Origin of the sequence: Pseudomonas multiresinivorans, from assembly GCF_012971725.1 — a bacterium.
In the GTDB taxonomy this organism is placed as follows: Bacteria; Pseudomonadota; Gammaproteobacteria; order Pseudomonadales; family Pseudomonadaceae; genus Pseudomonas; species Pseudomonas multiresinivorans.
On sequence record NZ_CP048833.1, the window covers coordinates 443,864 to 468,420 of the forward strand.

Annotated in this window: 19 protein-coding genes; 13 read left to right on the plus strand and 6 right to left on the minus strand. The window is 64.2% G+C overall.

Going from position 1 to position 24,557, the window contains the following annotated elements; translation table 11 throughout:
• Positions 1-43 precede the first annotated feature (43 nt).
• The 5 genes from G4G71_RS02090 to argE all read left to right on the plus strand — a co-directional run bounded on the left by G4G71_RS02090 (position 44) and on the right by argE (position 5,148).
• Complete coding sequence (locus G4G71_RS02090; RefSeq protein ID WP_169935215.1) at positions 44-964, plus strand: LysR family transcriptional regulator; 921 nt, start codon at positions 44-46, stop codon at positions 962-964.
• Between the two features lie 399 nt (positions 965-1,363).
• On the plus strand, positions 1,364-2,695 hold the full coding sequence (locus tag G4G71_RS02095; protein WP_169935216.1) for a flavin-containing monooxygenase: 1,332 nt from the start codon (positions 1,364-1,366) through the stop codon (positions 2,693-2,695).
• A 3-nt stretch (positions 2,696-2,698) separates the two neighbouring features.
• Positions 2,699-3,109: a RidA family protein gene (locus G4G71_RS02100; RefSeq protein ID WP_015474916.1), complete on the plus strand. Its 411-nt coding sequence runs from the start codon at positions 2,699-2,701 to the stop codon at positions 3,107-3,109.
• A gap of 107 nt (positions 3,110-3,216) precedes the next feature.
• Positions 3,217-3,891, plus strand: a complete 675-nt coding sequence (locus G4G71_RS02105; protein ID WP_169935217.1) for a DUF1028 domain-containing protein — start codon at positions 3,217-3,219, stop codon at positions 3,889-3,891.
• A 105-nt stretch (positions 3,892-3,996) separates the two neighbouring features.
• Positions 3,997-5,148 (plus strand): acetylornithine deacetylase, encoded by a 1,152-nt coding sequence (gene argE, locus G4G71_RS02110; RefSeq protein ID WP_169935218.1) that lies wholly within the window; start codon positions 3,997-3,999, stop codon positions 5,146-5,148.
• A gap of 472 nt (positions 5,149-5,620) precedes the next feature.
• Here argE and G4G71_RS02115 read toward each other — a convergent pair whose 3' ends face one another.
• The 5 genes from G4G71_RS02115 to G4G71_RS02135 form a co-directional block, all read right to left on the minus strand.
• Positions 5,621-6,265, minus strand: a complete 645-nt coding sequence (locus G4G71_RS02115) for an HAD family hydrolase (RefSeq protein ID WP_054910637.1) — start codon at positions 6,263-6,265, stop codon at positions 5,621-5,623.
• An 88-nt stretch (positions 6,266-6,353) separates the two neighbouring features.
• Complete coding sequence (locus G4G71_RS02120; protein WP_169935219.1) at positions 6,354-8,582, minus strand: putative bifunctional diguanylate cyclase/phosphodiesterase; 2,229 nt, start codon at positions 8,580-8,582, stop codon at positions 6,354-6,356.
• Positions 8,583-8,595: 13 nt separating this feature from the next.
• A complete protein-coding gene (locus G4G71_RS02125; RefSeq protein ID WP_240964865.1) occupies positions 8,596-11,505 on the minus strand; it encodes a chemotaxis protein CheB in 2,910 nt (969 codons plus the stop codon).
• Positions 11,506-11,597: 92 nt separating this feature from the next.
• Positions 11,598-12,740, minus strand: coding sequence for a hypothetical protein (locus G4G71_RS02130; protein ID WP_169935220.1), 1,143 nt, complete (start codon positions 12,738-12,740; stop codon positions 11,598-11,600).
• A 248-nt stretch (positions 12,741-12,988) separates the two neighbouring features.
• Positions 12,989-13,531: a gamma carbonic anhydrase family protein gene (locus G4G71_RS02135; protein WP_169935221.1), complete on the minus strand. Its 543-nt coding sequence runs from the start codon at positions 13,529-13,531 to the stop codon at positions 12,989-12,991.
• A 76-nt stretch (positions 13,532-13,607) separates the two neighbouring features.
• On the opposite strand from G4G71_RS02135, the gene prlC reads away from it, so the two are divergent.
• The 5 genes from prlC to G4G71_RS02160 all read left to right on the plus strand — a co-directional run bounded on the left by prlC (position 13,608) and on the right by G4G71_RS02160 (position 20,067).
• Entirely contained in the window at positions 13,608-15,653 is a 2,046-nt protein-coding gene (prlC, locus tag G4G71_RS02140; protein ID WP_169935222.1) for an oligopeptidase A, read from the plus strand.
• Positions 15,653-15,922, plus strand: coding sequence for a YheV family putative zinc ribbon protein (locus G4G71_RS02145; RefSeq protein WP_024763727.1), 270 nt, complete (start codon positions 15,653-15,655; stop codon positions 15,920-15,922). Before prlC ends, G4G71_RS02145 begins: the two co-directional genes overlap by 1 nt.
• 257 nt (positions 15,923-16,179) lie before the next feature.
• The gene (locus G4G71_RS02150) at positions 16,180-17,784 is read left to right on the plus strand and encodes an inorganic phosphate transporter (RefSeq protein WP_169942471.1); all 1,605 of its coding nucleotides are present in this window, start codon (positions 16,180-16,182) and stop codon (positions 17,782-17,784) included.
• Between the two features lie 228 nt (positions 17,785-18,012).
• Entirely contained in the window at positions 18,013-19,071 is a 1,059-nt protein-coding gene (locus G4G71_RS02155) for a PA0069 family radical SAM protein (protein ID WP_169935223.1), read from the plus strand.
• Between the two features lie 279 nt (positions 19,072-19,350).
• On the plus strand, positions 19,351-20,067 hold the full coding sequence (locus G4G71_RS02160; protein WP_169935224.1) for a carbonic anhydrase: 717 nt from the start codon (positions 19,351-19,353) through the stop codon (positions 20,065-20,067).
• A 22-nt stretch (positions 20,068-20,089) separates the two neighbouring features.
• Here the strand turns inward: G4G71_RS02160 and G4G71_RS02165 are convergent, their stop codons facing one another.
• The gene (locus tag G4G71_RS02165; protein ID WP_169935225.1) at positions 20,090-20,734 is read right to left on the minus strand and encodes a hypothetical protein; all 645 of its coding nucleotides are present in this window, start codon (positions 20,732-20,734) and stop codon (positions 20,090-20,092) included.
• A gap of 418 nt (positions 20,735-21,152) precedes the next feature.
• Between G4G71_RS02165 and coxB the strand changes: the two genes are divergently transcribed.
• The 3 genes from coxB to G4G71_RS02180 all read left to right on the plus strand — a co-directional run bounded on the left by coxB (position 21,153) and on the right by G4G71_RS02180 (position 24,550).
• A complete protein-coding gene (coxB, locus tag G4G71_RS02170) occupies positions 21,153-22,277 on the plus strand; it encodes a cytochrome c oxidase subunit II (protein ID WP_169935226.1) in 1,125 nt (374 codons plus the stop codon).
• A gap of 10 nt (positions 22,278-22,287) precedes the next feature.
• Positions 22,288-23,883 carry a cytochrome c oxidase subunit I gene (ctaD, locus tag G4G71_RS02175; protein ID WP_169935227.1) on the plus strand — a complete coding sequence of 532 codons (1,596 nt, stop codon included), beginning with the start codon at positions 22,288-22,290 and terminating at the stop codon, positions 23,881-23,883.
• Between the two features lie 109 nt (positions 23,884-23,992).
• The gene (locus tag G4G71_RS02180; RefSeq protein WP_169935228.1) at positions 23,993-24,550 is read left to right on the plus strand and encodes a cytochrome c oxidase assembly protein; all 558 of its coding nucleotides are present in this window, start codon (positions 23,993-23,995) and stop codon (positions 24,548-24,550) included.
• The last annotated feature ends 7 nt before the right edge of the window (positions 24,551-24,557 follow it).

Sequence of the window (24,557 nt, forward strand, 5' to 3'; positions counted from 1 at the left end):
AAGCTTATTCTTCTTACGTTCAGTTTCGATTTGGTAAAACAAAATGGCGAAAACCCGTGCACCTTCCCTGGGCCAGGTGAGCGACTTCGAGATCCGCCTGCTGCGCATCTTCAAAACCATAGTCGAGTGCGGCAGCTTCTCGGCCGCCGAGAGCACGCTGGGCATCAGCCGTTCGGCGATCAGCCTGCACATGGGCGACCTGGAGAAGCGCCTGGGCATGCGCCTTTGCCAGCGCGGCCGGGCGGGCTTTGCGCTGACCGACGAAGGCCGCGAGGTGTACCGCGCGACCCAGTCGCTGCTGGCGGCGCTGGAAGGCTTCCGCGCCGAGGTCAACGAGTTGCACCAGCACCTGCGCGGGGAGCTGAACATCGGCATCATCAACAACCTGGTGACCCTGCCGCAGATGCGTATCACCCACGCCCTGCGTGCGCTGAAGGCAAGCGGGCCGGGCGTGCGGATCAATATCGGCATGACCACGCCCAACGAGATCGAACTGGGGGTTCTCGACGGACGGTTGCATGTGGGCGTGGTACCGCTCATCAGTCCGCTGTCGGGCCTGGAGTACTCCTCTTTATACGAAGAGCGTTCGCTGCTGTTCTGCAGCCAGGAGCACCCGCTGTTCGAGCGCGACGATGCGGGCATCACCGTGCAGGAAATCCACGCCTGCGACGCGGTGGCGCCGAGTTACCGCATCCCGGCCGAGGCGCAAGAGCGGCACCAGGAACTCTCCGGCAGCGCCACCGCCTCGGACCGCGAGGGCATGGCCTTCCTGATCCTCACCGGCAGCTACATCGGCTACCTGCCCGACCACTACGCCGCCGACTGGGTCGCCCAGGGCCGCCTGCGCGCACTGCGGCCGGAGCGCTTCCACTACGACATCCCGCTGACCGTCGTGACCCGCAAGGGCCGCCGGCCGAACCTGGTGCTGGAGCGGTTCCTCGAGGCGGTGGCGCAGAGTCGCTGAGGCGGTGCTCTGGTAGGAGCGAACTTCGTCCGCGATGGCATCCGGCGCGATGCGGGCCTATCGCGGACGGAGTCCGCTCCCACGCCACCCCCCGACTGTAGGAGCGAGCTTGCTCGCGAACCAGCCCCGCAGCGGAGTCTGTTCGCGAGCAAGCTCGCTCCTACACAAAAGCACAAGGCACATTCTGCCTATCCAATTTGTCGCCCCAGCCACCAAAAATCCTATAGCCCCTCCCCTGTAGCCCGCGGGCCGCGGGGTTTGCGTGGGTGCAGCTTTTCCCTAGCCTGCGACTACAAAAAACATAATTTCGCTATTCACAGCCTCTGAACAGAATGCGGCCAACACCTCCTCCCTAGCCGCAACAAGAATAAACGTGATCAGAGTCTGAGGAAGCAAGCCATGACCGACCTGAATCCAGGCGCCTTCGGCAAGAAGTCGCTTGATAACCTGGAAATCGACACGCTGGTCGTTGGCGCCGGACAAGCCGGCGTCGCCATGAGCGAGCACCTGACCCAACAGGGCGTGCCGCACATCGTGCTGGAAAAGAGCCGCATCGCCGAAGCCTGGCGCACCGGCCGCTGGGATTCGCTGGTAGCCAACGGCCCGGCCTGGCACGACCGCTTCCCGAACATGGAATTCCCGGTCGGCCCGGACGATTTCCCGCACAAGGAGCAGGTGGCGGACTACTTCGTCGCCTACGCCAAGCAGTTCAACGCGCCGATCCGCACCGGCGTGGAAGTGAAGAAGGTCACCCGCAACGAAGGCCGCCCCGGCTTCACCGTGGAAACCTCCGAAGGAACCCTCCAGGCGCTGCGCATCGTTTCCGCCACCGGCCCGTTCCAGCGCCCGGTGATCCCGGCCATCGCGCCGAAGGACGAAGGCCTCTACCAGATCCACTCGGCCAAGTACTACAACCCGCAGCAGCTGCCCGAAGGTGCCGTGCTGGTGATCGGCGCCGGCTCTTCCGGCGTGCAGATCGCCGACGAGCTGAACCGCGCCGGCAAGAAGGTCTTCCTCTCGGTTGGCGCCCATGACCGCCCGCCGCGCTCCTACCGCAACCGCGACTTCGTCTGGTGGCTGGGCGTGCTCGGCCTGTGGGACGCCGAGGAAGTACAGCCGGGCCGCGAGCACGTGACCATCGCCGTGAGCGGTGCCCGTGGCGGCGAGACCATCGACTTCCGTCGCCTGGCCAACGAGGGCATCACCCTGACCGGCCTGACCAAGGCCTTCGAAGGCGGCAAGGTGAGCTTCCAGGACGACCTGGTGGCCAACCTGAAGGCCGGCGATGACAACTACCTTGGTCTGCTCGACGCCGCCGACGCCTACATCGAGCGCAACGGCCTCGACCTGCCGCTGGAGCCGGAGGCCCGCAAGGTCTACGCAGACGCCGAGTGCATCCGCAATCCGATCCAGGAGCTGGACCTCGCCGACGCCGGCATCACCGCGATCATCTGGGCCACCGGCTACGCCGTGGACTTCAACTGGCTGCAGGTCGACGCCTTCGACGACAAGGGCAAGCCCAAGCACCAGCGCGGCGTATCCCGCGAGCCAGGTGTGTACTTCGTCGGCCTGCCGTGGCTGTCCCGTCGCGGCTCCACCTTCATCTGGGGCGTCTGGCACGACGCCAAGCACGTGGCCGGCCACATCGCCACCCAACGCCGTTACGTCGAATACCAGGACGCCTCGCAACGCGAAGGCTCCTCCGTTCAGAAAGCCGCATCCTGGGAGTAAGAGATGCCTACCCATACTCGCATCCGCATGTTCAACACCAAGGACACCTACCCGAACCAGACCCTGGACAACGACCTCTGCCAGGCCGTGCGCGCCGGCAACACCGTGTACGTGCGCGGCCAGGTCGGTACTGACTTCGAGGGCAACCTGGTAGGGCTGGGCGATCCGCGTGCCCAGGCCGAACAGGCGATGAAGAACGTCAAGCAACTGCTGGAAGAAGCCGGCAGCGACCTGTCGCACATCGTCAAGACCACTACCTATCTGATCGACCCGCGCTACCGCGAGCCGGTCTACCAGGAAGTCGGCAAGTGGCTGAAGGGCGTGTTCCCGATCTCCACCGGCCTGGTGGTGTCGGCCCTCGGTCAGCCGCAGTGGTTGATGGAGATCGATGTCATCGCCGTCATTCCGGACTGATCGATGAACTGAAAAACGATGCGGCGGCGCGGGATTTCCTGCCTCGCCGCTTCGTCGTTTGTGCCTGATAGCGCTTGATCGACAAGAACAGCAAGCAAGGAGCCACCATGACCTTCTCCATCGTCGGCCGCTGCGCCGAAACCGGACAACTGGGTATCGCCATCAGCTCCTCGAGCATTGCCGTGGGCGCCCGCTGCCCCTGGGTACGCGCCGGCGTCGGCGCGGTGGCGACGCAGAACATCACTCTGCCGGCCCTCGGCCCGCAGATCCTCGACCAGCTCGAGGCCGGCCTCGAACCAAGCGCGGCGCTGGACAAGGCGCTCTCCAGCAACGGCTATAGCCAGTACCGCCAGGTGACGGTGATCGACCAGCACGGCAAGGTCGCGCTGTTCACCGGCAGCGAGGCGCTGGGCGTGTACAACGCCGTGGCCGGGGAAAACTGCGTGGCGGCGGGCAACCTGCTGTCCTCCACCGCAGTGATCGAGGCCATGACCCAGGCCTTCGAAGGCGCCAACGGCTGCCTGGCCGAGCGCCTGCTGGCCGCGATGCAGGCGGCGATGGCGGCCGGTGGCGAAGCGGGCCCGGTGCATTCGGCGGCGCTCAAGGTCGTCGGCGACCTGGTCTGGCCGATCGTCGACCTGCGCGTGGACTGGGCCGACGAAGCGCCCATCGATGAGCTGGAGAAACTCTGGGTGGCCTACAAGCCGCAACTGGAGGACTACCTCGTGCGCGCCCTCGACCCGACCAAGGCACCGAGCTACGGTGTGCCGGGCGACGAGTAACGCCATGCCCTGTAGGAGCGGACTCCGTCCGCGATAGCTATCAGCCGCAGCGATATCGCGGATGAATCAGCTCCTACGACAAGAGATTTGAAGCAGGACCCAACCATGTCTTCCAGCCGTGAAATCCTTGCAGACCTGATCGCCTTCGACACCGTCAGTCGCAACTCCAACCTGGCGCTGATCCACTACATCCGCGACTACCTCGCAGGGCACGGCATCGCCTGCGAACTGTTCCACGACGCCGAAGGCGGCAAGGCCAATCTCTACGCCACGCTGGGTCCGCAGGATCGCGGCGGCGTGTGCCTGTCCGGCCACACCGACGTGGTGCCCACCGACGGCCAGCCGTGGACGGTCCCGCCCTTCGAGCTGACCGAGCGCGATGGCCGTCTATACGGACGGGGCACGGCAGACATGAAGGGCTATATCGCCTGCGTGCTGGCGGCGGTACCGGCGTTTCTCGCCCAGCCGCTGCGCCTGCCGGTGCACCTGGCGTTCTCCTATGACGAGGAAGTCGGCTGCCTCGGCGTACGCTCGCTGCTTGCCGCGCTGGAGCACCGCGAGCACAAGCCGATGGTCTGCATCATCGGCGAACCCACCGAACTCAAGCCGGTGCTCGGCCACAAGGGCAAGCTCGCCATGCGCTGCCAGGTGCACGGCGCGCCGTGCCATTCGGCCTATGCGCCGCAGGGTGTGAACGCCATCGAGTACGCGGCGAAGCTGATCGGCCGCCTCGGCGAGATCGGCACCCGCCTGGCCGCACCGGAGCGTCACGATCCGCGCTTCGATCCACCCTACTCCACCGTGCAGACCGGCGTGATCAGCGGCGGCCGCGCACTGAACATCGTGCCCGCCGAATGCCAGTTCGACTTCGAGGTGCGGGCACTGCCCAGCGACGATCCGCAACAGGTCGCCGATGACCTGCGCGCCTTCGCTGAAACCGAACTGCTGCCGAAGATGCGCGCAGTGAAAGCCGAGACGGATATCCGTTTCAGCGAGCTGTCGGCCTATCCCGCCCTGGTCACCGACCAGCAGGCCCAGGCTGCCGAGTTGATTGCACTGCTGAGCGGTTCGCGGGACTTCACCACCGTCGCCTACGGCACCGAGGGTGGGCTGTTCGACCAGGCCGGCATTCCCACCGTGGTCTGCGGCCCGGGCAGCATGGACCAGGGCCACAAGCCGGACGAGTTCGTCAGCCTGGAACAGTTGGCCAAATGCGATGACATGATGGCGCGGCTGGCGGAGTGGCTGCGCAGCTGACGCACCGCGCGGTCTACCCGTTTTCGTAGGAGCGGACTCCGTCCGCGATGTGCAATCGGCTTGCTCGGAGTGGCCGGCAATCGATCGCGGATGAATCCGCTCCTACGAGATACCTCCGCACTTGGGCCATCCCTCACCCTAGCCCTCTCCCAAGGGGAGAGGGGACCGTTCGGTGCAGGATGAAACCTTCGCGTCAGTCGGCTCGGACTGCCCCTCTCCCTGAGGAGCGGGGCGCGCAGCCAGGGTTGGGGTGAGGGGGGAAGACGCAGCGACGGACTATCCAGAGAGGACAGTTGCTCCTACAACAGCCAAACCCCTCACGCTGAGCCGGCCGCACATCTGGTTGGGAACGCACGGGGGCATACCACGGTACGGGCTGTCACGTCGGTTCACGAGCAAGCTCGCTCCTACAGGGAGCGATTGCTCTTCGCAGGAGCGAGCTTGCTCGCGAACCAACCCCAGTCGAAAACCCTCAGGCAAACGCCGCGCGCAGCTCGTCCATGCTTGCGAAGTAATGCGCCGGGCTCTCCGCCATCAGCTCTTCACGGCTGCCAAAGCCGTAGCCGACGCCCGCGGCGGACAAGCCATTGCGGTGCGCGCCGATCAGGTCGTGCTTGCGGTCGCCGATCATCAGCGTCTGCGCCAGGTCCAGCTTCTCGATACCCAGCAGGTGCTCGATCAGCTCGACCTTGTTGGTGCGCGTGCCGTCCAGCTCGCTGCCGTAGATCACTTTGAAGTGTTTGGCGAAGTCGAAGTGGCGGGCGATTTCCGCCGCGAATACGGTCGGCTTGCTGGTGCAGATGTACAGCGTGCGGCCCTGGCCGCCGAGCAGTTGCAGCAGCTCGCCGACACCGTCGAACACCTTGTTCTCGTACAGCCCGGTGTCCTTGAAGCGCACGCGGTAGTGGTTCACCGCCTCCCAGGCGCGCGCCTCGTCGAAGTCGTAGGTGCTCATGAAGCACTGCAGCAACGGCGGGCCGATGAAGTGTTCGAGCTGGCGCAGGTCGGGCTCGTCGATGCCCAGTTGGGCAAGGGCGTACTGGATCGAGCGGGTGATGCCCTCGCGCGGATCGGTGAGGGTGCCGTCGAGGTCGAAGAGGATGTTCTGGTAATGCATGGGATCAGCGTCCGGCCGCGAAAGTCGTCAGCAAGGATACTGGGCCGGCGCTGCGGGTGCGAAGTCCGACTGCTCGACTTGGCGGTGATCAGTTGCCCGCCGCTGCCCACGTCGGGCGCCGCTGCCAGCGCTGGTACCAGTCGAGCAGTTTGTCGGCGGGCATTGGCTGGGCAATGCCGGCGCCCTGCCCGAGCAGGCAGCCGAGCTCCAGCAGCCGCGCGCCGTGGCGGGTGGTCTCGACTCCTTCGGCGATGATCTCGCACTTGAAGGCTTCCGCGAGGCCAAGGATCGCCTGCAGGATGGAGAGGTCATCCGGATCGTCGAGCAGGCCCTGGATGAAGACCCGGTCGATCTTCAATTGCGCCACTGGCAGGCGCTTGAGGTAGCTCAGCGAGGAGTAGCCGGTGCCGAAATCGTCCAGGGCAAAGCGCACACCGATGGCGGCACAGGCGCGGATAGTCCGCGATACTCCATCGATATCTTCCAGGGCGCTGTTTTCCAGAATCTCGATCACCAGCAGTTGCGGCGGTACGCTCGGGTGGGCGGCCAGATGCACCTCCAGGATCGAGACGAAGTCCGGCTGCTGCAGTTGGCGAGCGCCGACGTTGACGCTCACTGGAATCCGCACACCAGCGGCCAGCCAGATTTCGATCTGCAGCAAGGCATTCTCGATGACCCAGTCACCGAGCATCTCGGCCAGAGGATTGCCCTCGATCAGCGGCAGGAACGCATCGGGTGGCAGCAGGCCCTTTTCCGGGTGCTGCCAGCGAATCAACGCTTCAGTGCCAACCACCTCGCCGGTGCGCATGTTCACCTGGGGCTGATGGAACAGGACAAATTCGCGCCCGCGCAAGGCCTGGTCGATGCGATCGAGCTGGGCGTTGTAACCGCGCAGGTCGAGATCATGCTGCGCATCGAAGACATGGAAGCGGTTCTTGCCCGCCAATTTGGCCTGGTACATGGCCTGGTCGGCCTGTCGCAGCAACTGATCTCCACCAATGTCGGTGCCCTGCGGGAAATAGCTGACGCCGATGCTGGCCGAGACGTTGGCACAGACACTGTCCACCGGGATCGGTTGCGAAACGATCAGCAGCAACCGCTCCAGAATCGGCAGACTGTCATCCATTTCTTCGAGGTCTGCGATGATCACGACGAACTCGTCGCCCCCCAGCCGCGACAGGATGCAACCTTCGCGCAGGGTGAGCTTCATCCGCTGCGCAACCACAGAGAGCACGCGGTCACCGGTTTCATGGCCGTACAAGTCATTGATCGACTTGAATCCGTCGAGATCGAGATAGGCGACCGCCAACTTGCAGTGCTGCCGCTGGGCACGAGCCATGGTCTGCTGCAGGCGCTGGGTGAGCAACACGCGGTTGGGCAAGTGGGTGAGCGGGTCGTAATGGGCGACATACTCCAGCTGGCGGCGGTGCTCGTGCAGCTCGGTAATGTCGGTGAACAATGAAACGTAATTGCGCACCCCGCCCAGGGGGTCGCAGATAGCGGTGATGGTCTGGCCGGCGACGAACACTTCACCGTTGCGGCGACGGTTCCACAGCTCGCCCTGCCAGTAATGGTGTTCCGCCAGGCAATGCCAGAGCTCCGCGAAGCATTCGCGCTCGGTCATGCCCGAGCCCAGCATGCGCGGATTACGACCCAGCACTTCGTCACGCGAGTAGCCGGTGATACTGCTGAAGGCTTCGTTGATCTCGACGATGTTGCCGTCCGGATCGGTGATCATGATGCCCTCGCGGGCGTGGGTGAACACGCTGGCGGCCAGGCTCAGCTGGCTTTCGAGGGCGCGCCGCTCAGTGAGGTCGGTGAGGCTGACGCGGACCTCAGCGTCGTCCGGCCCCTGGCGAGTGCAGTCCAGGTGGGCGTACCAGCGCGATCCGTCCTCGCGCAGAAGTGTCAGCTCGCAGGCCTGCCGGGTGGCGCCGCGGCAGACCAGAACGAAGGTGCGGTACCAGCGATCCAGATCTGGCTCGGCGATGCGCGCACTGAAGCGCCGTCCCAGCAGGCTCTCGCGCGGCAGTCCGATCAGCTGCGCTCCCGTCAGGTTGACCGAGTCGATCTGGCCGTTGAGCGCCAGCGTCAGGTAGCCAACCGGGGCATTTTCGTACAGATCCAGGTATTGGTCCCGGGACGCCTCCAGCGCCACCTGGGTGTGCAGCAGATTCTCGTTCTGCAGCTCCAGTTCGATCTGATGGACGTGCAATTCGTGCAGCAACGCTGCATGGTCGGACGCCTCGTCGGTGGCGATGCTCAGGTCGGTTTCGTCGGATAACGGCTGAACTTCGTTCGGGGGCGTTCTGGACATTCCATCCGGGCCTCTAGGTTCTCGACGGCTGTATCTGCATGGCGAGCAGGATCAGGTGGGGACGAGCGCCCTTGCCTGTTACGCGTCGAGCGTTGAGGGTGATGGTTCGCGGGCCGATGCTCGGGAAGTGGTGCTCCACGACAAACCCATCGAAACTGGTATCACCCTCAAGAATGGTACCCAACTGGGTACGCAGCGCCGGTATGTCCCACTGCCGGCTGCCCAGCTCATACAGCGTGCGGTCGATCGTGTCGGCCGCAGTGGTGCGAAATTCACGGTAATAGGAGCGACTGGCCGATACGACCTGCAGGCGCTCATCGAGTACCAGCAAGGGTTCGCTGATCGTGTCGACGATCGCCTCGGCGAGGTCCCGTGCAGCCTGCACCGACTGCTCGTTGGCTACGCGGGTATTGATGTCGTGGAAAGTGAGGACTACTCCGTCGATCACATTGTCCAGTGTTCGATACGGGAGCAGGCGCGCCAGGAACCAGTTACCGGTCGTGGTGCACAGTTCGACCTCATAGGGGATGAGGGTATCCAGCACTTCCTGTGCGCGCACGAGCAGATCCTTTCTATCCAGATAGGACGTGATATCAGCCAGAGGGCGGCCAACATCCTTCGGAATCAGCCTGTAGATTTTCACCGCATCACGGGTAAACCGGCGAATGGCCAACTGCGCATCAAGAAAGATAGTTCCGATATTGATGCTGTCTAGCAGATTCTTCATGTCGTTCTGCATGTCGCCAAGCTGCTCGATCTTTGCCTGCAACTCGGTGTTCACGGTCACCAGTTCCTCATTGACCGACTGCAGTTCCTCGCGCGAGGTTTCCAGCTCCTCGTTGGAGGATTGCAGCTCCTCATTGGTGGACTGCATCTCTTCGTTGGCCGAGCTGAGCTCTTCATTGGCATCCTGTAGCTCATCGATAGTGGCCTGCAGGTTCTTGCGCGTGTAAGCGAGGTCATGCTCCAGCAGCTGGACGCGCGCGGCGACCTGCGCCGTGTCACCATCGGCCGGCTGTTGCAGCCGTACAACAGGAGGTTGCGCCGGCTCCTCCTGGAAGCTGATCAGCAGCAGCTCGCCCTGATTGCCTTCAGGCAGACGGCGCACGCTCAGACGGATGGCGCGGGTCAGTTGACTGCCGGTAATGGCGACTTCACGTCCCAGGGTATCCGGCCCGCCCTGCGCTGCCTGCTGTACCGCGCTGCGCAAATCCAGCTTGAGGCCTTCGCGAGCCATGTCGATGACGTTCAGCGTCGCCTGGCCCGGCGCCGGACGCAGGTAGTTACCGGTGTCGCCGTGGATATAGACGATATTGCCCTGAAGGTCGGTGACCACCGAGGCGGGCACGAAATCCTGCAGCAGCATGCGGCGGGTCAGTTCGGCGACGTTGATTTCTTTGACCATTTTCGGGGAGGTATCCGGTGGTGTGTTGACCCGCTCAGGCACCCACGACAAGTTGCCGCTGAGCGTCAGAGACTTGGAAGACGTTGCCTTGTTCGCCCGGTAGAACTTCCACTTGCGGTGCAGCGTGGTGAACAGCGCCGTATGGCCGCCGATGCTTTCCGATGGCGAGAGGAACAACACTCCGCTGGGCCGGAGCGCATAGTGGAAGATCGGCAACAGGCGGTTCTGCAATTGCGATCCGAGATAGATCATCAGGTTGCGGCAGCAGAGCAGGTCCAGGCGAGTGAAGGGTGGGTCCTTGATCACGTTCTGGACCGCAAACACGATCGTCTCGCGGATCTCCTTGCGAATGCGGTAACCGCCGTCTTCCTGAGTGAAATACCGCTGCAGCCGCTGCGCGCCAACATCTGCGGCAATGCCTGCCGGGTACAAGCCGGCGCGGGCAGTCATGATCGCGTCTTCGTCCAGATCGGTAGCAAAGAACTGCAGCGCCAGCGTTCGGCCGCTACGCTCCATCAGCTCATGCAGCAGAATCGCCACGGAATAGGCCTCTTCGCCGCTGGCGCAGCCTGCCACCCAGACACGGAATACGTAGTCATCGGGCTTTTCCGCCAGCAACGGGGCCAGAACGTCTTCCTTGAGCACCGCGAAGGCATCGGTATCGCGAAAGAACTGAGTGACGTTGATCAGCAGCTCGTTGAACAACTGCCGGGCTTCTTCGGGATGCTGTCGGAGATAGATGACGTACTGTCGCTGATCATCGATCTGCTGAAGCAGCATGCGGCGCTCGATGCGGCGCAGAATGGTGCTCTGTTTGTACTGGGTGAAATCGTGCCCGGTGACCTGACGCAGAAAAGTCAGGATGGCACTCAATGCAACCGCCTGCTCCTCGGGCAACTCCCTGCTCCGCGCCAGCGGGCCACCCAGCAGGGCATTCGGCATTTCGCGCACCGGTAATACCTGACTGGCGTTGCCGGCAAGGATCACGCTGCTGGGCATGCCAGCATAGGCCGCGTCTTCGGGCGTCTGAATCAGGGTTCGACCGCCGCGATCGAGAATCGCACGGCAGCCCAGCGTGCCGTCCGCACCGGTGCCGGACAGAACGATACCGACCGCCCGGCGCCCGTAGCGCTGCGCCAGCGAGGCGAAGAAGGTGTCGATTGGCAAGTGCATCGCGCGGGGTGGCAGCCAAGGGGTCACATGCAAGGTGGCCTTGCCCAGGCTCAGATCGTGGCGGGGAGGGATCACATAGACGGTTCCCGCCTCGACTACCAGGCCCTCCGCAGCCTCGACCACGGGCATGCGGGTTGCGCGGGCAAGAATCTCGCAAAGAAGGCTGGGGTGCTCCGGGTCCAGGTGCTGAATGATCACGAAAGCGAAGGAAGAGCTCTGCGGCATCGCACGCAGGAACTCCTCCAGCGCCTCCAGCCCGCCGGCGGAAGCGCCCAGTCCAACGACAGTCAGAGGGGTGTCGGCACCAGCGGCGTGCCTGGCTTTTGAAGGTTTGCGTGGGGCCACGTCGCGTCCTGGGTTGCCTGAGGCTCGATTGCGGAAGTCCTATCCTACCCCGCGCGGGGTCACTGCCGTCAGTCGACTGACAGCCACACGCTTCAGGGGGCCGGGGCCCCATACCCCTGCCCCTGGCGTAGCACGCGAAATCCACCGGTCACACTGATGGGCTCGCCTGGCGCGGCACCAAACGACTCGCTGTCGACATTCGGCTCGTCCTCCGGCTGCGCCAACTGGCCGACGAGCTTTTCCTGCACACGGCCGCCGAGGTGATCGACACCGGCCATCACGCCGCCGTCCGGGTCGCGCATCAGCGCCAGCCATTGCTCGTCGAACGCGGCATTGATCTCCTTGCGCAGCTGGGTTTCCACCTCGGGCCGCGCGTGGTCGTTGCCGGCCATGCTGAACAGCGTGAAGGCGACGGAGATTACCGACCCGGCGACCTTGCCAGCCGCGCCGGCCACCACGCCGACAATGCTGCGGTTCTTCAGCTCGTTGACCAGCTTGGCGCTGGTGCGCTGGGCGACCGGCGACACCCCGCTGACCTTGGTGCCGGCACCAGCCTTGCCCGACGCCGTGCGGATTTCCTGCATCAACGCGGCGAAGGCAGGGAGCTTGCCGATGTCCTTGGCGTGCACCACGTCGTAGAGCGAAGCATCGCGACTGGACGGCGGCCCCAGGCTGATCGCCGGAATCCCCATCAGATGCTCATCGAAAGCCTTCTGCGGGATGCCGCGGCGCTGGGGAATTTCCTTCAGCGCGACGGTCAGCAGTTCGACGTAGTGCCGGGTAGCCTTCTCCATCACCGCGTCGGGGTCGACCTGTTTGGCGACAGGGACGAGCACCTGCTTGCGGTACTGCTCCTGGAGGTAAACGGCCAGCTTGTCGACGGTGGGGTCGAGGTCACCGTGGGAGCCCATCTTGTACCAGGCGACCTTCATGCCGAGCCATTGCTGCGTCCAGTAGCTGGAGAACCAGGGAATGAATTTTTCGTCGGTGCGCTGGTAGACCAGGTCCATCCACTGCTGCATGGCTTCTTCGGCGTAGGCGCGGGCCTGGGAGGTGGCGGCCAGGGAGGCGGCGCCGATGTCGGCATCGACCTGGCGCCAGGTGGCCTCGGTGAGCGGAGCGGTGGGTGTGGCGGGGTGATGGGCACAGCCGCCCAGCGCCAGCAGAAGCAGCGCAACGACACCGCCACGCCGCCAGGGCGAAACGGTGGAGCAGAAAGAGCACAGACTGTTCATGGCCGCCCGCCGGCTCGGCGGCATCCCCGGCACCGCCCGCTACTGACTTCGGCCGGGCACGCCCTGGCGTCCGGTCACCTTGGCTCAGTATAGGGCGCGAGGTCTGGCGCGGCGGGCCGTCCGGCGGTTCGGCCGGGGTTCGCGAGCAAGCTCACTCCTACAAAGAGCGCATGGCTTCCTGTAGGAGCGAGCTTGCTCGCGAACCGCCCAACCGAATGAGCACGATCAGAACGCGGATGCAGGTGCGGTCAGCCGGCAAACCCCTCGGCAATATGCTGATCCTTCAGATTCACGTAGTTACCGGCCGTATAGCCGAAGAACGCCCGTTCCTTGTCGCTCAGCGCCCGAGCCTTCTTCACCGGGCTGCCGACATACAGGAAGCCGCTCTCCAGCACCTTGCCCGGCGGCACCAGGCTGCCGGCGCCGAGGATCACATCGTTCTCGATCACCGCACCGTCCATCACGATCGAACCCATGCCGACCAGGATGCGGCTGCCGATGGTGCAGCCATGCAGCAGCACCTTGTGACCGATGGTCACTTCGTCGCCGATGGTCAGCGGGAAGCCGTCCGGATTGAACGGGCCGGCGTGGGTGATGTGCAGCACGCTGCCGTCCTGCACGCTGGTGCGCGCGCCGATGCGGATGCGGTGCATGTCGCCGCGGATCACGACGAGCGGCCAGACCGAGCTGTCGGCGCCGATCTCCACGTCACCGATAACCACGGCGCTGGCGTCAACGAAGACGCGCTCGCCGAGAGATGGCGTTTTGCCCTGATACGAACGAATAGTCACGATAGAGTCTCTCTGGCTGCGAATGGGCCCGATTGTATTTAAGATGGCCGAGTGTTTCTTCAGCCAAGGTGCCACCGTGAGCGCGAATCCTCTTCTGCAGAGCTACGACCTGCCGCCCTTCTCGTCCATTCGCCCCGAGCACGTGAAGCCGGCCATCGAGCAGATCCTCGCCGACAACCGCGCGGCCATCGCGCGCATCCTCGCCCAGCAGAACGGCACCCCGACCTGGGCCGGCCTGGTGCTGGCCATGGACGAACTGCATGACCGCCTGGGCAAGGCCTGGAGCCCGGTCAGCCACCTCAACGCGGTGTGCAACAGCGCCGAATTGCGCGACGCCTATGAAGGCTGCCTGCCGCTGCTGTCCGCCTATTGGACCGAACTGGGCCAGAACTCCGAGCTGTTCAAGGCCTACGAAGCGCTCGCCAGCAGCCCCGAGTCGAAGGGTTACGACGTCGCCCAGAAGACCATCCTGGAACACGCCCTGCGCGACTTCCGTCTGTCGGGTATCGACCTGCCGACGGACCAGCAGCAGCGCTACGCGGAAATCCAGACGCGCCTGTCCGAGCTGGGCAGCCGCTTCTCCAACCAGTTGCTGGACGCTACCCAGGCCTGGACCAAGCACGTCACCGACGAAGCGACCCTCGCCGGCCTGACCGAATCGGCCAAGGCGCAGATGCAGGCCGCCGCCCAGGCCAAGGAACTGGACGGCTGGCTGATCAGCCTGGAATTCCCCAGCTACTACGCCGTGATGACCTACGCCGAAGACCGCGCCCTGCGCGAAGAGGTCTACGCCGCGTACTGCACCCGCGCCTCCGATCAAGGCCCGAACGCCGGGCAGAACGACAACGGCCCGGTGATGCAGGAAATCCTCGACCTGCGCCAGGAACTGTCGCGCCTGCTGGGCTTCAAGAACTTCGCCGAGCTGTCCCTGGCCACCAAGATGGCCGAGACGCCCGAGCAGGTGCTGAACTTCCTCCGCGACCTGGCCGTGCGCAGCAAGCCCTTCGCCGCCCAGGACCTGGAGCAGCTCAAGGCCTACGCCGCCGAACAGGGTTGCCCGAACCTGTCGAGCTGGGACGCCAGCTACTTCGGCGAGAAGCTGCGCGAGGCCCGCTACAGCGTGTCCCAGGAAGCCCTGCGCGAATACTTCCCGATCGACAAGGTGCTTGGCGGCCTGTTCGCCATCGTGCAGAAGCTCTACGGCATCCAGATTCGCGAACTGAACGACTTCGAGCGCTGGCACCCGGACGTGCGCCTGTTCGAGATCGAGGAAAACGGCCAGCACGTCGGCCGCTTCTACTTCGACCTCTACGCCCGCGCCAACAAGCGCGGCGGTGCCTGGATGGACGGCGCCCGCGACCGTCGCCGCACCGCAGGCGGCGACCTGCAGGCGCCGGTGGCCTATCTGGTGTGCAACTTCACTCCAGCCGTCGGCGGCAAGCCTGCGCTGCTGACCCACGAAGAAGTGACCACCCTGTTCCACGAGTTCGGCCATGGCCTGCACCACCTGCTGACCCGCGTCGAGCACGCCGGTGCCTCTGGCATCAACGGCGTGGCCTGGGACGCAGTGGAGCTGCCCAGCCAGTTCATGGAGAACTGGTGCTGGGAGCCCGAAGGTCTGGCGCTGATCTCCGGCCACTACGAGACCGGCGCGCCGCTGCCCCAGGACCTGCTGGAGAAGATGCTCGCCGCGAAGAACTTCCAGTCCGGCCTGATGATGGTCCGCCAGCTGGAGTTCTCCATGTTCGACTTCGAGCTGCACGCCACCCATGGCGACGGCCGCAGCGTACTCGACGTGATCGAGGCGATCCGCGATGAAGTCGCGGTGATGCGCCCGCCGGCCTACAACCGCTTCGCCAACAGCTTTGCGCACATCTTCGCCGGCGGTTATGCGGCCGGTTACTACAGCTACAAGTGGGCCGAAGTGCTGTCTGCCGACGCCTTCTCGCGCTTCGAGGAAGAAGGCGTGCTCAACCCGGCGACCGGCGCGGCCTTCCGCGACGCGATCCTGGCCAAGGGCGGCTCCCAGGAGCCGATGGCGCTGTTCGTGGCCTTCCGCGGCCGCGAGCCGTCCATCGACGCCCTGCTGCGCCACTCGGGCCTCTCCGAGGTGGCGGCGTGATGAGCGAAGTGAAGAAGCGCTTCATCGCCGGGGCCGTCTGCCCGGCGTGCAGCGAGCAGGACAAGATCGTCATGTGGGACGTCGACGGTGTGCCGCACCGCGAATGCGTGGCCTGTGGCTACGCCGATACCCTCAATGCCCAGGGCCAGTCGGTGCCGAAAGAGCTGTCCACCCGCGTCAACACCAGCGCGCTGGAAAAGCCCAAGGACCCGAAGGTGCAGGGGGTGCAGTTCTTCCCTAATCCGAAGCTGAAGAAGCCGCAGGAATAGCGCCCAGTTGCTGTGAAGAAGATGCCCCGGCTTGCCGGGGCATTTCTTTTCATGGCGCGCAAAGCGCAGCGCGCCAGCACCGGCATCAAGGAACATGGCAGCTGCCCCGTCATAGCATGAGCGCCGATCACGCTTTACCGGCCAGCCCATGATCGTCACGGCCGGCTAGTCTGTAGAGCATCGCCGCAAGGAGTCCGCCGTGACCCAGACGTCCCCACCGACCCGAAGGAAGCCCTCACGTGCTTGACCGCTTTGGCATGCTGGAGGTGATGCGCGCCTCGCGCCTGACGCAGTTCCCGATCAGCCCCGTGCTGCGCGAAACCCATGGCTTCAAGGGGCGCCTGACCTTCTTCCTGCTGCTGGCCGGCGCGCTGGTCTTCACCTTTGCCGCGCTCGGCCACGACATCCGCGCCAGCGGCACCCACCTGGAGCCTGGCTGGTCAGTGCTGGTACTGGTGGTCGCGCTGCTGATCGCCCTGGGCTTCGAGTTCATCAACGGCTTCCACGACACGGCCAACGCGGTGGCCACGGTCATCTACACCAACGCGCTGCCACCACGCTTTGCGGTGGCCTGGTCGGGGTTGTGGAATTTTCTCGGGGTGCTCTTTTCCAGCGGTGCGGTGGCCTTCGCCATCGTCTCGCTGCTGCCGCTGGACCTGCTGCTGAAGGTCGATAGCAGCGCCGGGTTGGCGATGATCTTCGCCCTGCTGATCGCCTCGATCCTGTGGAACCTCGGCACCTGGTGGCTGGGACTACCGGTGTCTTCCTCGCACACGCTGATCGGCTCCATCGTCGGCATCGGCCTGGCTCACGGCGCCATGGCCGGGCACATCGGCATATCGGGCAACGCCTGGTCGCAGCTGACGACAGTGGGTTACGCACTCTTTCTGTCGCCGGTGGTGGGCTTCTTCGCCGCGTTCGTGCTGCTACGGGTAATGAGTTCCACCATCCGCAACCGCGCGCTGTTCCATGCACCGGAAGGCCGCACGCCGCCGCCCCGATGGATTCGCGCGATCCTCATCCTTACCTGTACCGGCGTGTCTTTCGCCCACGGCTCCAACGACGGGCAGAAGGGCATCGGCCTGATCATGCTGATCCTGATTGCCACCGTTCCCCTGGCATTCGCGGTGGATCGCGCCCATTCCCCGGAGCAATCCCGCCAGTTGCTCGCCCTCCTCCAGAACAGTCAGGAGCAACTGCACCGCAGCGGCGGCTCGCCTGCGACGGACCCGCGCCAGACGCTCCTGAGCTATCAGGAAGACGAAGTCGTGCATCCCGAACTGCTTCCATCGCTGGGCAGCGTGATCGGTGATATCGGCACACGGCTGCAGCGCCACGGGCAGCTGGACAAGGTGCCCGCCGAAGAGGTGCAGGACCTGCGCAACGACCTCTACCTGAGCCTGGAAACCATCCGCCTGCTGGACCGCAGCGGCCAGCACTTCGACCTGGAAACCTGGAGCAGCCTGCAGGCACTGCGCCATGAGGCCGACCGCACCATCCGCTTCATCCCGGTGTGGGTGAAGGTCGCGGTCGCCCTGGCACTGGGGCTGGGCACGCTGGTTGGCTGGCGACGCATCGTCACCACGGTCGGCGAGGGCATCGGCAAGACCCCGCTGACTTATGCACAGGGCGCCTCGGCACAACTGGTGGCCATGCTCACCATCGGCGCGGCGGATGGCTTCGGCCTGCCGGTGTCGACCACGCAAGTGCTCTCCTCGGGAGTGGCCGGCACCATGGCGGCCAACGGCAGCGGCCTGCAGTGGCCGACCATCCGCAACATGCTGCTGGCCTGGGTGCTGACGCTGCCGGCCGCCATCGGCCTGGCGGCGGGGTTGTACTGGTTGTTCACCCGGCTGATGTAAAACCCTGCAGGAACGAGGGGGACGCCTAGTTCTTGCTCGCGAACAGAATTTCCCGACGGCTTGGGAGCCAATCGGTTCGCGAGCAAGCTCGCTCCTGCAAAGAGCCCGTTTCCGTATAAAGACGACGCGCCCGGTGAGCAGCGCCGACCGCCGAGCAGTTATTGCTGGCTGTGGAAAACTCCGTGGATTACTGTATTTATATACAGTATCTCTTCAGAGCTTTCCCACATGTCCACTTCCCTTCCACCCCGCGGCCGGGGCACTGCCAGCAACCCGCACAACCGCTTCGCGCCGACCACGTCGGTGCCTGTGGATAACGATTGGTACGACGAAGTGCCCAAGCCCCAGGTGACCGAAATCCGCAGCGAACGAGCGAAGTCGGTGATCTCGCGCAACCAATCGCCGGACCTGCCCTTCGACCGCTCGATCAATCCCTATCGCGGCTGTGAACACGGCTGCATCTACTGCTACGCGCGGCCCAGCCACGCGTACTGGGACCTGTCGCCAGGGCTGGATTTCGAGACGAAGCTGATCGCCAAGACCAACGCCGCTGAAGTGCTGGAGGAGGAGTTGAGCCGCAAGGGCTACGTCTGCGCGCCGATCAACCTGGGCGCCAACACCGATCCCTACCAGCCCATCGAGCGCCAGCAGCGCCTGACCCGGCAAATCCTCGAAGTGCTGCTGCGCTTCCGCCACCCGGTGACCATCGTCACCAAGGGCTCGTTGATCCTGCGCGACCTCGACCTGCTGGCGGAGCTGGCCCGGCAGAACCTGGTCGCCGTGATGATCAGCCTCACCACGCTGGACGATGAGCTCAAGCGCATCCTCGAGCCCCGCGCCGCTGCACCCTCCGCCCGCCTGCGGGCGATCCGCGTGCTGCGCCAGCAGGACATTCCGGTGGGCGTACTGTGTTCGCCGATGATCCCGATGATCAACGACCGCGAGCTGGAAGCCCTGCTCGAAGCGGCCCACGACGCCGGCGCCCAGAGCGCCAGCTACATGATGCTGCGCCTGCCGCGCGAGGTCGGCCCACTGTTCGAGGAATGGCTGGCGGCGCACTACCCGCAGCGCGCCAGCCACGTGATGAGCCTGATCCGCCAACTGCGCGGCGGGGAAATCTACGACAGCCGCTTCGGCCACCGTTTTCGCGGAGAAGGCCCGTTCGCCGACCTGCTGGCCAAACGCTTCGAGGTCGCCATGCGCCGCCTGGGATTGGGCCGGCGCGGCAGCTTCAACCTGGACTGCACGGCATTCGCCCCGCCGCGCAGCCAGATGAGCCTGTTCTGAGTTTGCAGCCGATGAAACATCGACGAGCGGAATAGCATCGCAGCACTATCGCAATGCCATGATAGCTTGCCGATATCATCTTGGAATGTCGCCGAAACATCATGAAAAAGCTCATTCCAGAGCGGTTTTTTAATTTTGGTTTAATCTTCTTCGCCTAGGGTTTGAGCACAAAGTGACTTACCGGTCACGCCAGATTTTTTCCCACGCCTGTGCCTTTTCTCCCCAGGGAGAGCGTCGGCTGACGTGGGAAAATTCTTCGTCATTCTTCGAGGCTGATACATGAACGACAAAACGCACGGTGAGGATCACGCCCACGAAACCGCTGACGAGGCGCTGCGCCATATCGTCGAGGGTTTCCGCCAGTTCCGTCACGACGTCTTCCCGCAACAGGAAGAGCTGTTCAAGAAGCTGGCCCATGCGCAAAACCCGCGCGCCATGTTCATTACCTGCGCCGATTCGCGCATCGTTCCGGAGCTGATCACCCAGAGCTCGCCGGGCGACCTGTTCGTTACCCGCAACGTCGGCAACGTCGTGCCGCCCTACGGCCAGATGAACGGTGGCGTGTCCACCGCCATCGAGTTTGCGGTCATGGCGCTCGGCGTGCAGCACATCATCGTTTGCGGCCACTCCGACTGCGGCGCGATGAAAGCAGTGCTGGCGCCGCAGACGCTGGAAGGCATGCCGACGGTAAAAGCCTGGCTGCGCCATGCCGAAGTGGCCCGCACCGTGGTCGCGCAGACTTGTGGCTGCGCCACCCAGGAGCATCTGGGTGTGCTGACCGAAGAGAACGTGGTCGCCCAGCTCGATCACCTGAAGACCCATCCCTCGGTAGCAGCGCGCCTGGCGTCCGGCCAGCTGTTCATCCACGGCTGGGTGTACGACATCGAGACCAGCGCCATCAAGGCCTACGACGCCCAGGAAGGCCGCTTCCGCGCCCTCGACGGCGAAGGCCCGACACCCAGCGCTACCCCGCGCCCTCGCTACTCGCCGCGCTGACGCTCCAGCAGCCAACCCAGGCTCAGGCGCGGCCCAGCTCCAGCTCCACACCGAACTGCCGCGACAGACACGGCCATTGCTGCCAGGCCATGACCACCTGCGGGTCGTTGAGGCTGGCGCGGTAGCTGACGGCGGATTCGGCGCTGAAGGTGCTGTCGTCGAGCATACCGTTGACCGCGTGGTGCACCGCTTCATCCAGCTGGTTGGCGAAGGGTTCGCCGATCAGCTGGTGCGCCACCAGGTTCGCCACCGTAGTGTCCAGCGGGATCAGCGGCTGGTTGAAATGGGCGATGTAGCGATCGTTCACTTCCTCCACCAGGCGGTGGGCGAGGTAGGACTCGTCCAGCAGCGCATCCAGGCCGTCGTGGCCGTCGAGCAGCGCCGGCGGGGTGAGGAAGAACTGTTCGGCGAGCTTGAGCACCGGCTTGATGCGGTCCTCGATACCGGCTGCTCGCGCCACGGCGTTGGCGGCATCGAGGAAATCCGGCACCTGCTCGATATAGGCATGCACGAAGCGCGTCAGCGTACCGCTGGGGTCCTCGCCGGCCAGGGCGATGCTCGGGTGCAGGCTTTGCAGTTGGCTCTGGATCAGGCGGGCGAGATGCCCATGGCGGGATTCGAGCAGATGGGCATTCCGGATCAACTCACGCAGTGCAGCGGTGTTCATGACAGCTCCAAGACAACGGGTTTGGAAAGTGAAGAAAGACCTTAGCCGCACCCCGGGCGTAGCTAAGACGCGATTGTCATATTCATGAACTGTTTATGCCGGCACGGCATATCAGACGGCCAGCATGGTACTCCAAACCCGCGTCGTCCGTGGCTTTGAGATCACACTTCGGTCTTTCAAACACAGTTTTTACTCTGCGTTGTTATGTCGCAACCCGTGGCTATACTCCGCTTCGACACACCGAAAACCTGATGGACCCGGCCTGCCCTGCGTGCTGCCGAGGTAAGACGTCAAAGTAAGTTGTCTTGGCGGTCACTCCCTTGGCCGTTGGCTTGTTTCAGGCTCGCCCCCTCTGCAATGGGGTTCGTAGCCGGGGCGCTATGCCGGCGGGATAAAAACAACGATAAGGGGAACCCGAATGCTGCGACATCCACGAGTCTGGATGGGCTTCCTTTTGCTCTTGGCTTTCAGTCAGGCAAACGCCGCCTGGACGGTCAACATGGCCCCCGGTGCGACGGAAGTCAGCCGTAACGTCTTTGATCTTCACATGACGATCTTCTGGATCTGCGTGGTCATCGGCATCGTCGTCTTTGGCGCGATGTTCTGGTCGATGATCGTCCACCGCCGGTCCACCGGGCAGCAGCCCGCGCATTTCCACGAAAGCACCACGGTGGAAATCCTCTGGACCGTCATTCCCTTCCTGATCCTGGTGGTGATGGCCGTCCCGGCCACCAAGACGCTGATCCACATGTACGACACCTCGGAGCCCGAGCTGGACGTGCAGGTCACCGGCTACCAGTGGAAGTGGCAGTACAAGTACCTGGGCCAGGATGTGGAGTTCTTCTCCAACCTCGCCACGCCCCAGGACCAGATCCACAACAAGGCCGACAAGGACGAGCACTACCTGCTCGAGGTGGACAACCCGCTGGTGCTGCCGGCCGGGGTCAAGGTGCGCTTCCTGGTCACCTCCAGCGACGTGATCCACTCCTGGTGGGTGCCGGCCTTCGCGGTCAAGCGCGACGCCATTCCCGGCTTCGTCAACGAGGCCTGGACTAAGGTCGACGAGCCCGGCGTCTACCGCGGCCAGTGCGCCGAGCTGTGCGGCAAGGACCACGGCTTCATGCCCATCGTGGTGGACGTGAAGTCCAAGCCCGACTTCGACAAGTGGCTGGCCGAGCGCAAGGAAGAGGCGGTCAAGCTCAAGGAACTGACCAGCAAGGAGTGGACGAAGGAAGAGCTGGTCGCCCGTGGCGACAAGGTCTACCACACCATCTGCGCCGCCTGTCACCAGCCTGAAGGCCAGGGCATGCCGCCGATGTTCCCGGCGCTCAAGGGTTCGAAGATCGTCACCGGGCCGAAGGAGCACCACCTGGAAACCGTGTTCAACGGAGTTCCGGGCACGGCCATGGCGGCCTTCGGCAAGCAGCTCTCGGAAGTCGACATCGCCGCGGTGATCACCTACGAGCGCAACGCCTGGGGCAACAACGACGGCGACATGGTGACCCCGCAGGACGTGGTCGCCTACAAGCAGAAACAACAATAAGGAGGCCGCGATGAGTACAGTGATCGATCACCCCGACCATTCTCACGCCGGCGACCACCACCACGGCCCCGCCAAGGGCCTGATGCGCTGGGTACTGACCACCAACCACAAGGACATCGGCACGCTCTACCTGTGGTTCAGCTTCTGCGCCTTCCTGCTTGGCGGTTCCTTCGCCATGGTGATCCGCGCCGAACTGTTCCAGCCGGGCCTGCAGATCGTAGAACCTGCGTTCTTCAACCAGATGACCACCATGCACGGCCTGGTGATGGTCTTCGGTGCGGTGATGCCGGCCTTCGTCGGCCTGGCCAACTGGATGGTGCCGCTGATGATCGGCGCGCCGGACATGGCCCTGCCACGGATGAACAACTTCAGCTTCTGGCTGCTGCCGGCGGCCTTCGGCCTGCTGGTGAGCACCCTGTTCATGCCCGGCGGTGGCCCGAACTTCGGCTGGACCTTCTACGCGCCGCTCTCCACGACCTTTGCGCCGCACAGCGTGACCTTCTTCATCTTCGCCATCCACCTGATGGGCATGAGTTCGATCATGGGCGCGATCAACGTGATCGCCACCATCCTCAACTTGCGTGCCCCGGGCATGACGCTGATGAAGATGCCGCTGTTCGTCTGGACCTGGCTGATCACCGCGTTCCTGCTGATCGCGGTGATGCCGGTGCTGGCGGGTTGCGTGACGATGATGCTGATGGACATCCACTTCGGCACCAGCTTCTTCAGCGCGGCCGGCGGCGGCGACCCGGTGCTGTTCCAGCACGTGTTCTGGTTCTTCGGCCACCCCGAGGTGTACATCATGATCCTGCCGGCGTTCGGCGCCGTCAGCTCGATCATCCCGGCCTTCAGCCGCAAGCCGCTGTTCGGCTACACCTCGATGGTCTACGCCACCGCGTCGATCGCCTTCCTGTCCTTCGTCGTGTGGGCGCACCACATGTTCGTGGTCGGCATCCCGCTGGTGGGCGAGCTGTTCTTCATGTACGCGACCATGCTGATCGCCGTGCCCACCGGGGTAAAGGTGTTCAACTGGGCGTCGACCATGTGGCAGGGCTCGCTGACCTTCGAGACGCCGATGCTGTTCGCCGTGGCCTTCGTCATCCTGTTCACCATCGGCGGCTTCTCCGGGCTGATGCTGGCCATCGCCCCGGCGGACTTCCAGTACCAGGACACCTACTTCGTGGTGGCGCACTTCCACTACGTGCTGGTGCCCGGCGCGATCTTCGGCATCTTCGCCTCGGCCTACTACTGGCTGCCGAAGTGGACCGGCCACATGTACGACGAGACCCTGGGCAAGTTGCACTTCTGGATGAGCTTCATCGGCATGAACCTGGCGTTCTTCCCGATGCACTTCGTCGGCCTGGCCGGCATGCCACGGCGGATTCCGGACTACAACCTGCAGTTCGCCGACTTCAACATGGTCTCGTCCATCGGCGCCTTCATGTTCGGCACCACGCAGTTGCTGTTCCTGTTCATCGTCATCAAGTGCATCCGCGGCGGCCCGGCAGCACCGGCCAAACCCTGGGATGGCGCGGAAGGCCTGGAGTGGACGATTCCCTCGCCCGCGCCGTACCACACCTTCACCACGCCGCCCGAGGTGAGATGACGAACTGGCTCTTGTAGGAGCGAGCTTGCTCGCGACCCGGCCTCCCCCGGAGGCCATGGCTTCAAGTGGTTCGCGAGCAAGCTCGCTCCTACGAAAAGAGGACAACAAGATGAGCGACGGCAACATCGAAACGCGCAAGCTGGTGACCCGGCTGGTCATTGCCGTGGTCGCCATGTTCGCCTTCGGCTTCGCCCTGGTGCCGCTGTACGACGTGATGTGCAAGGCGCTGGGCATCAACGGCAAGACCTCCGGCACCGCCTACCAGGGCGATGGCCAGGTGGTCGATCAGTCGCGCGAGGTGAAGATCCAGTTCGTCGCCAATAACAACATCGACATGGTCTGGGAATTCCACCCCGAGTCGGAGCAACTGGTGGTGCATCCGGGTGCGGTGAACCAGATGCTGTTCGTCGCGCGCAACCCCACCGACAAGCCGATGACCGCCCAGGCGATCCCGAGCATCGCGCCGTCGGTGGCGGCCACCTACTTCCACAAGACCGAATGCTTCTGCTTCACCCAGCAGGTCCTGCAGCCGGGGGAGCGCATCGAAATGCCGGTGCGCTTCATCGTCGACCGCGACCTGCCCAAGGATGTGCGTCACCTGACGCTTGCTTACACGCTGTTCGACATCACTGCCCGCAAGCCACCCGTGGCCAGTAACGAGCGCTGAAGGGCAA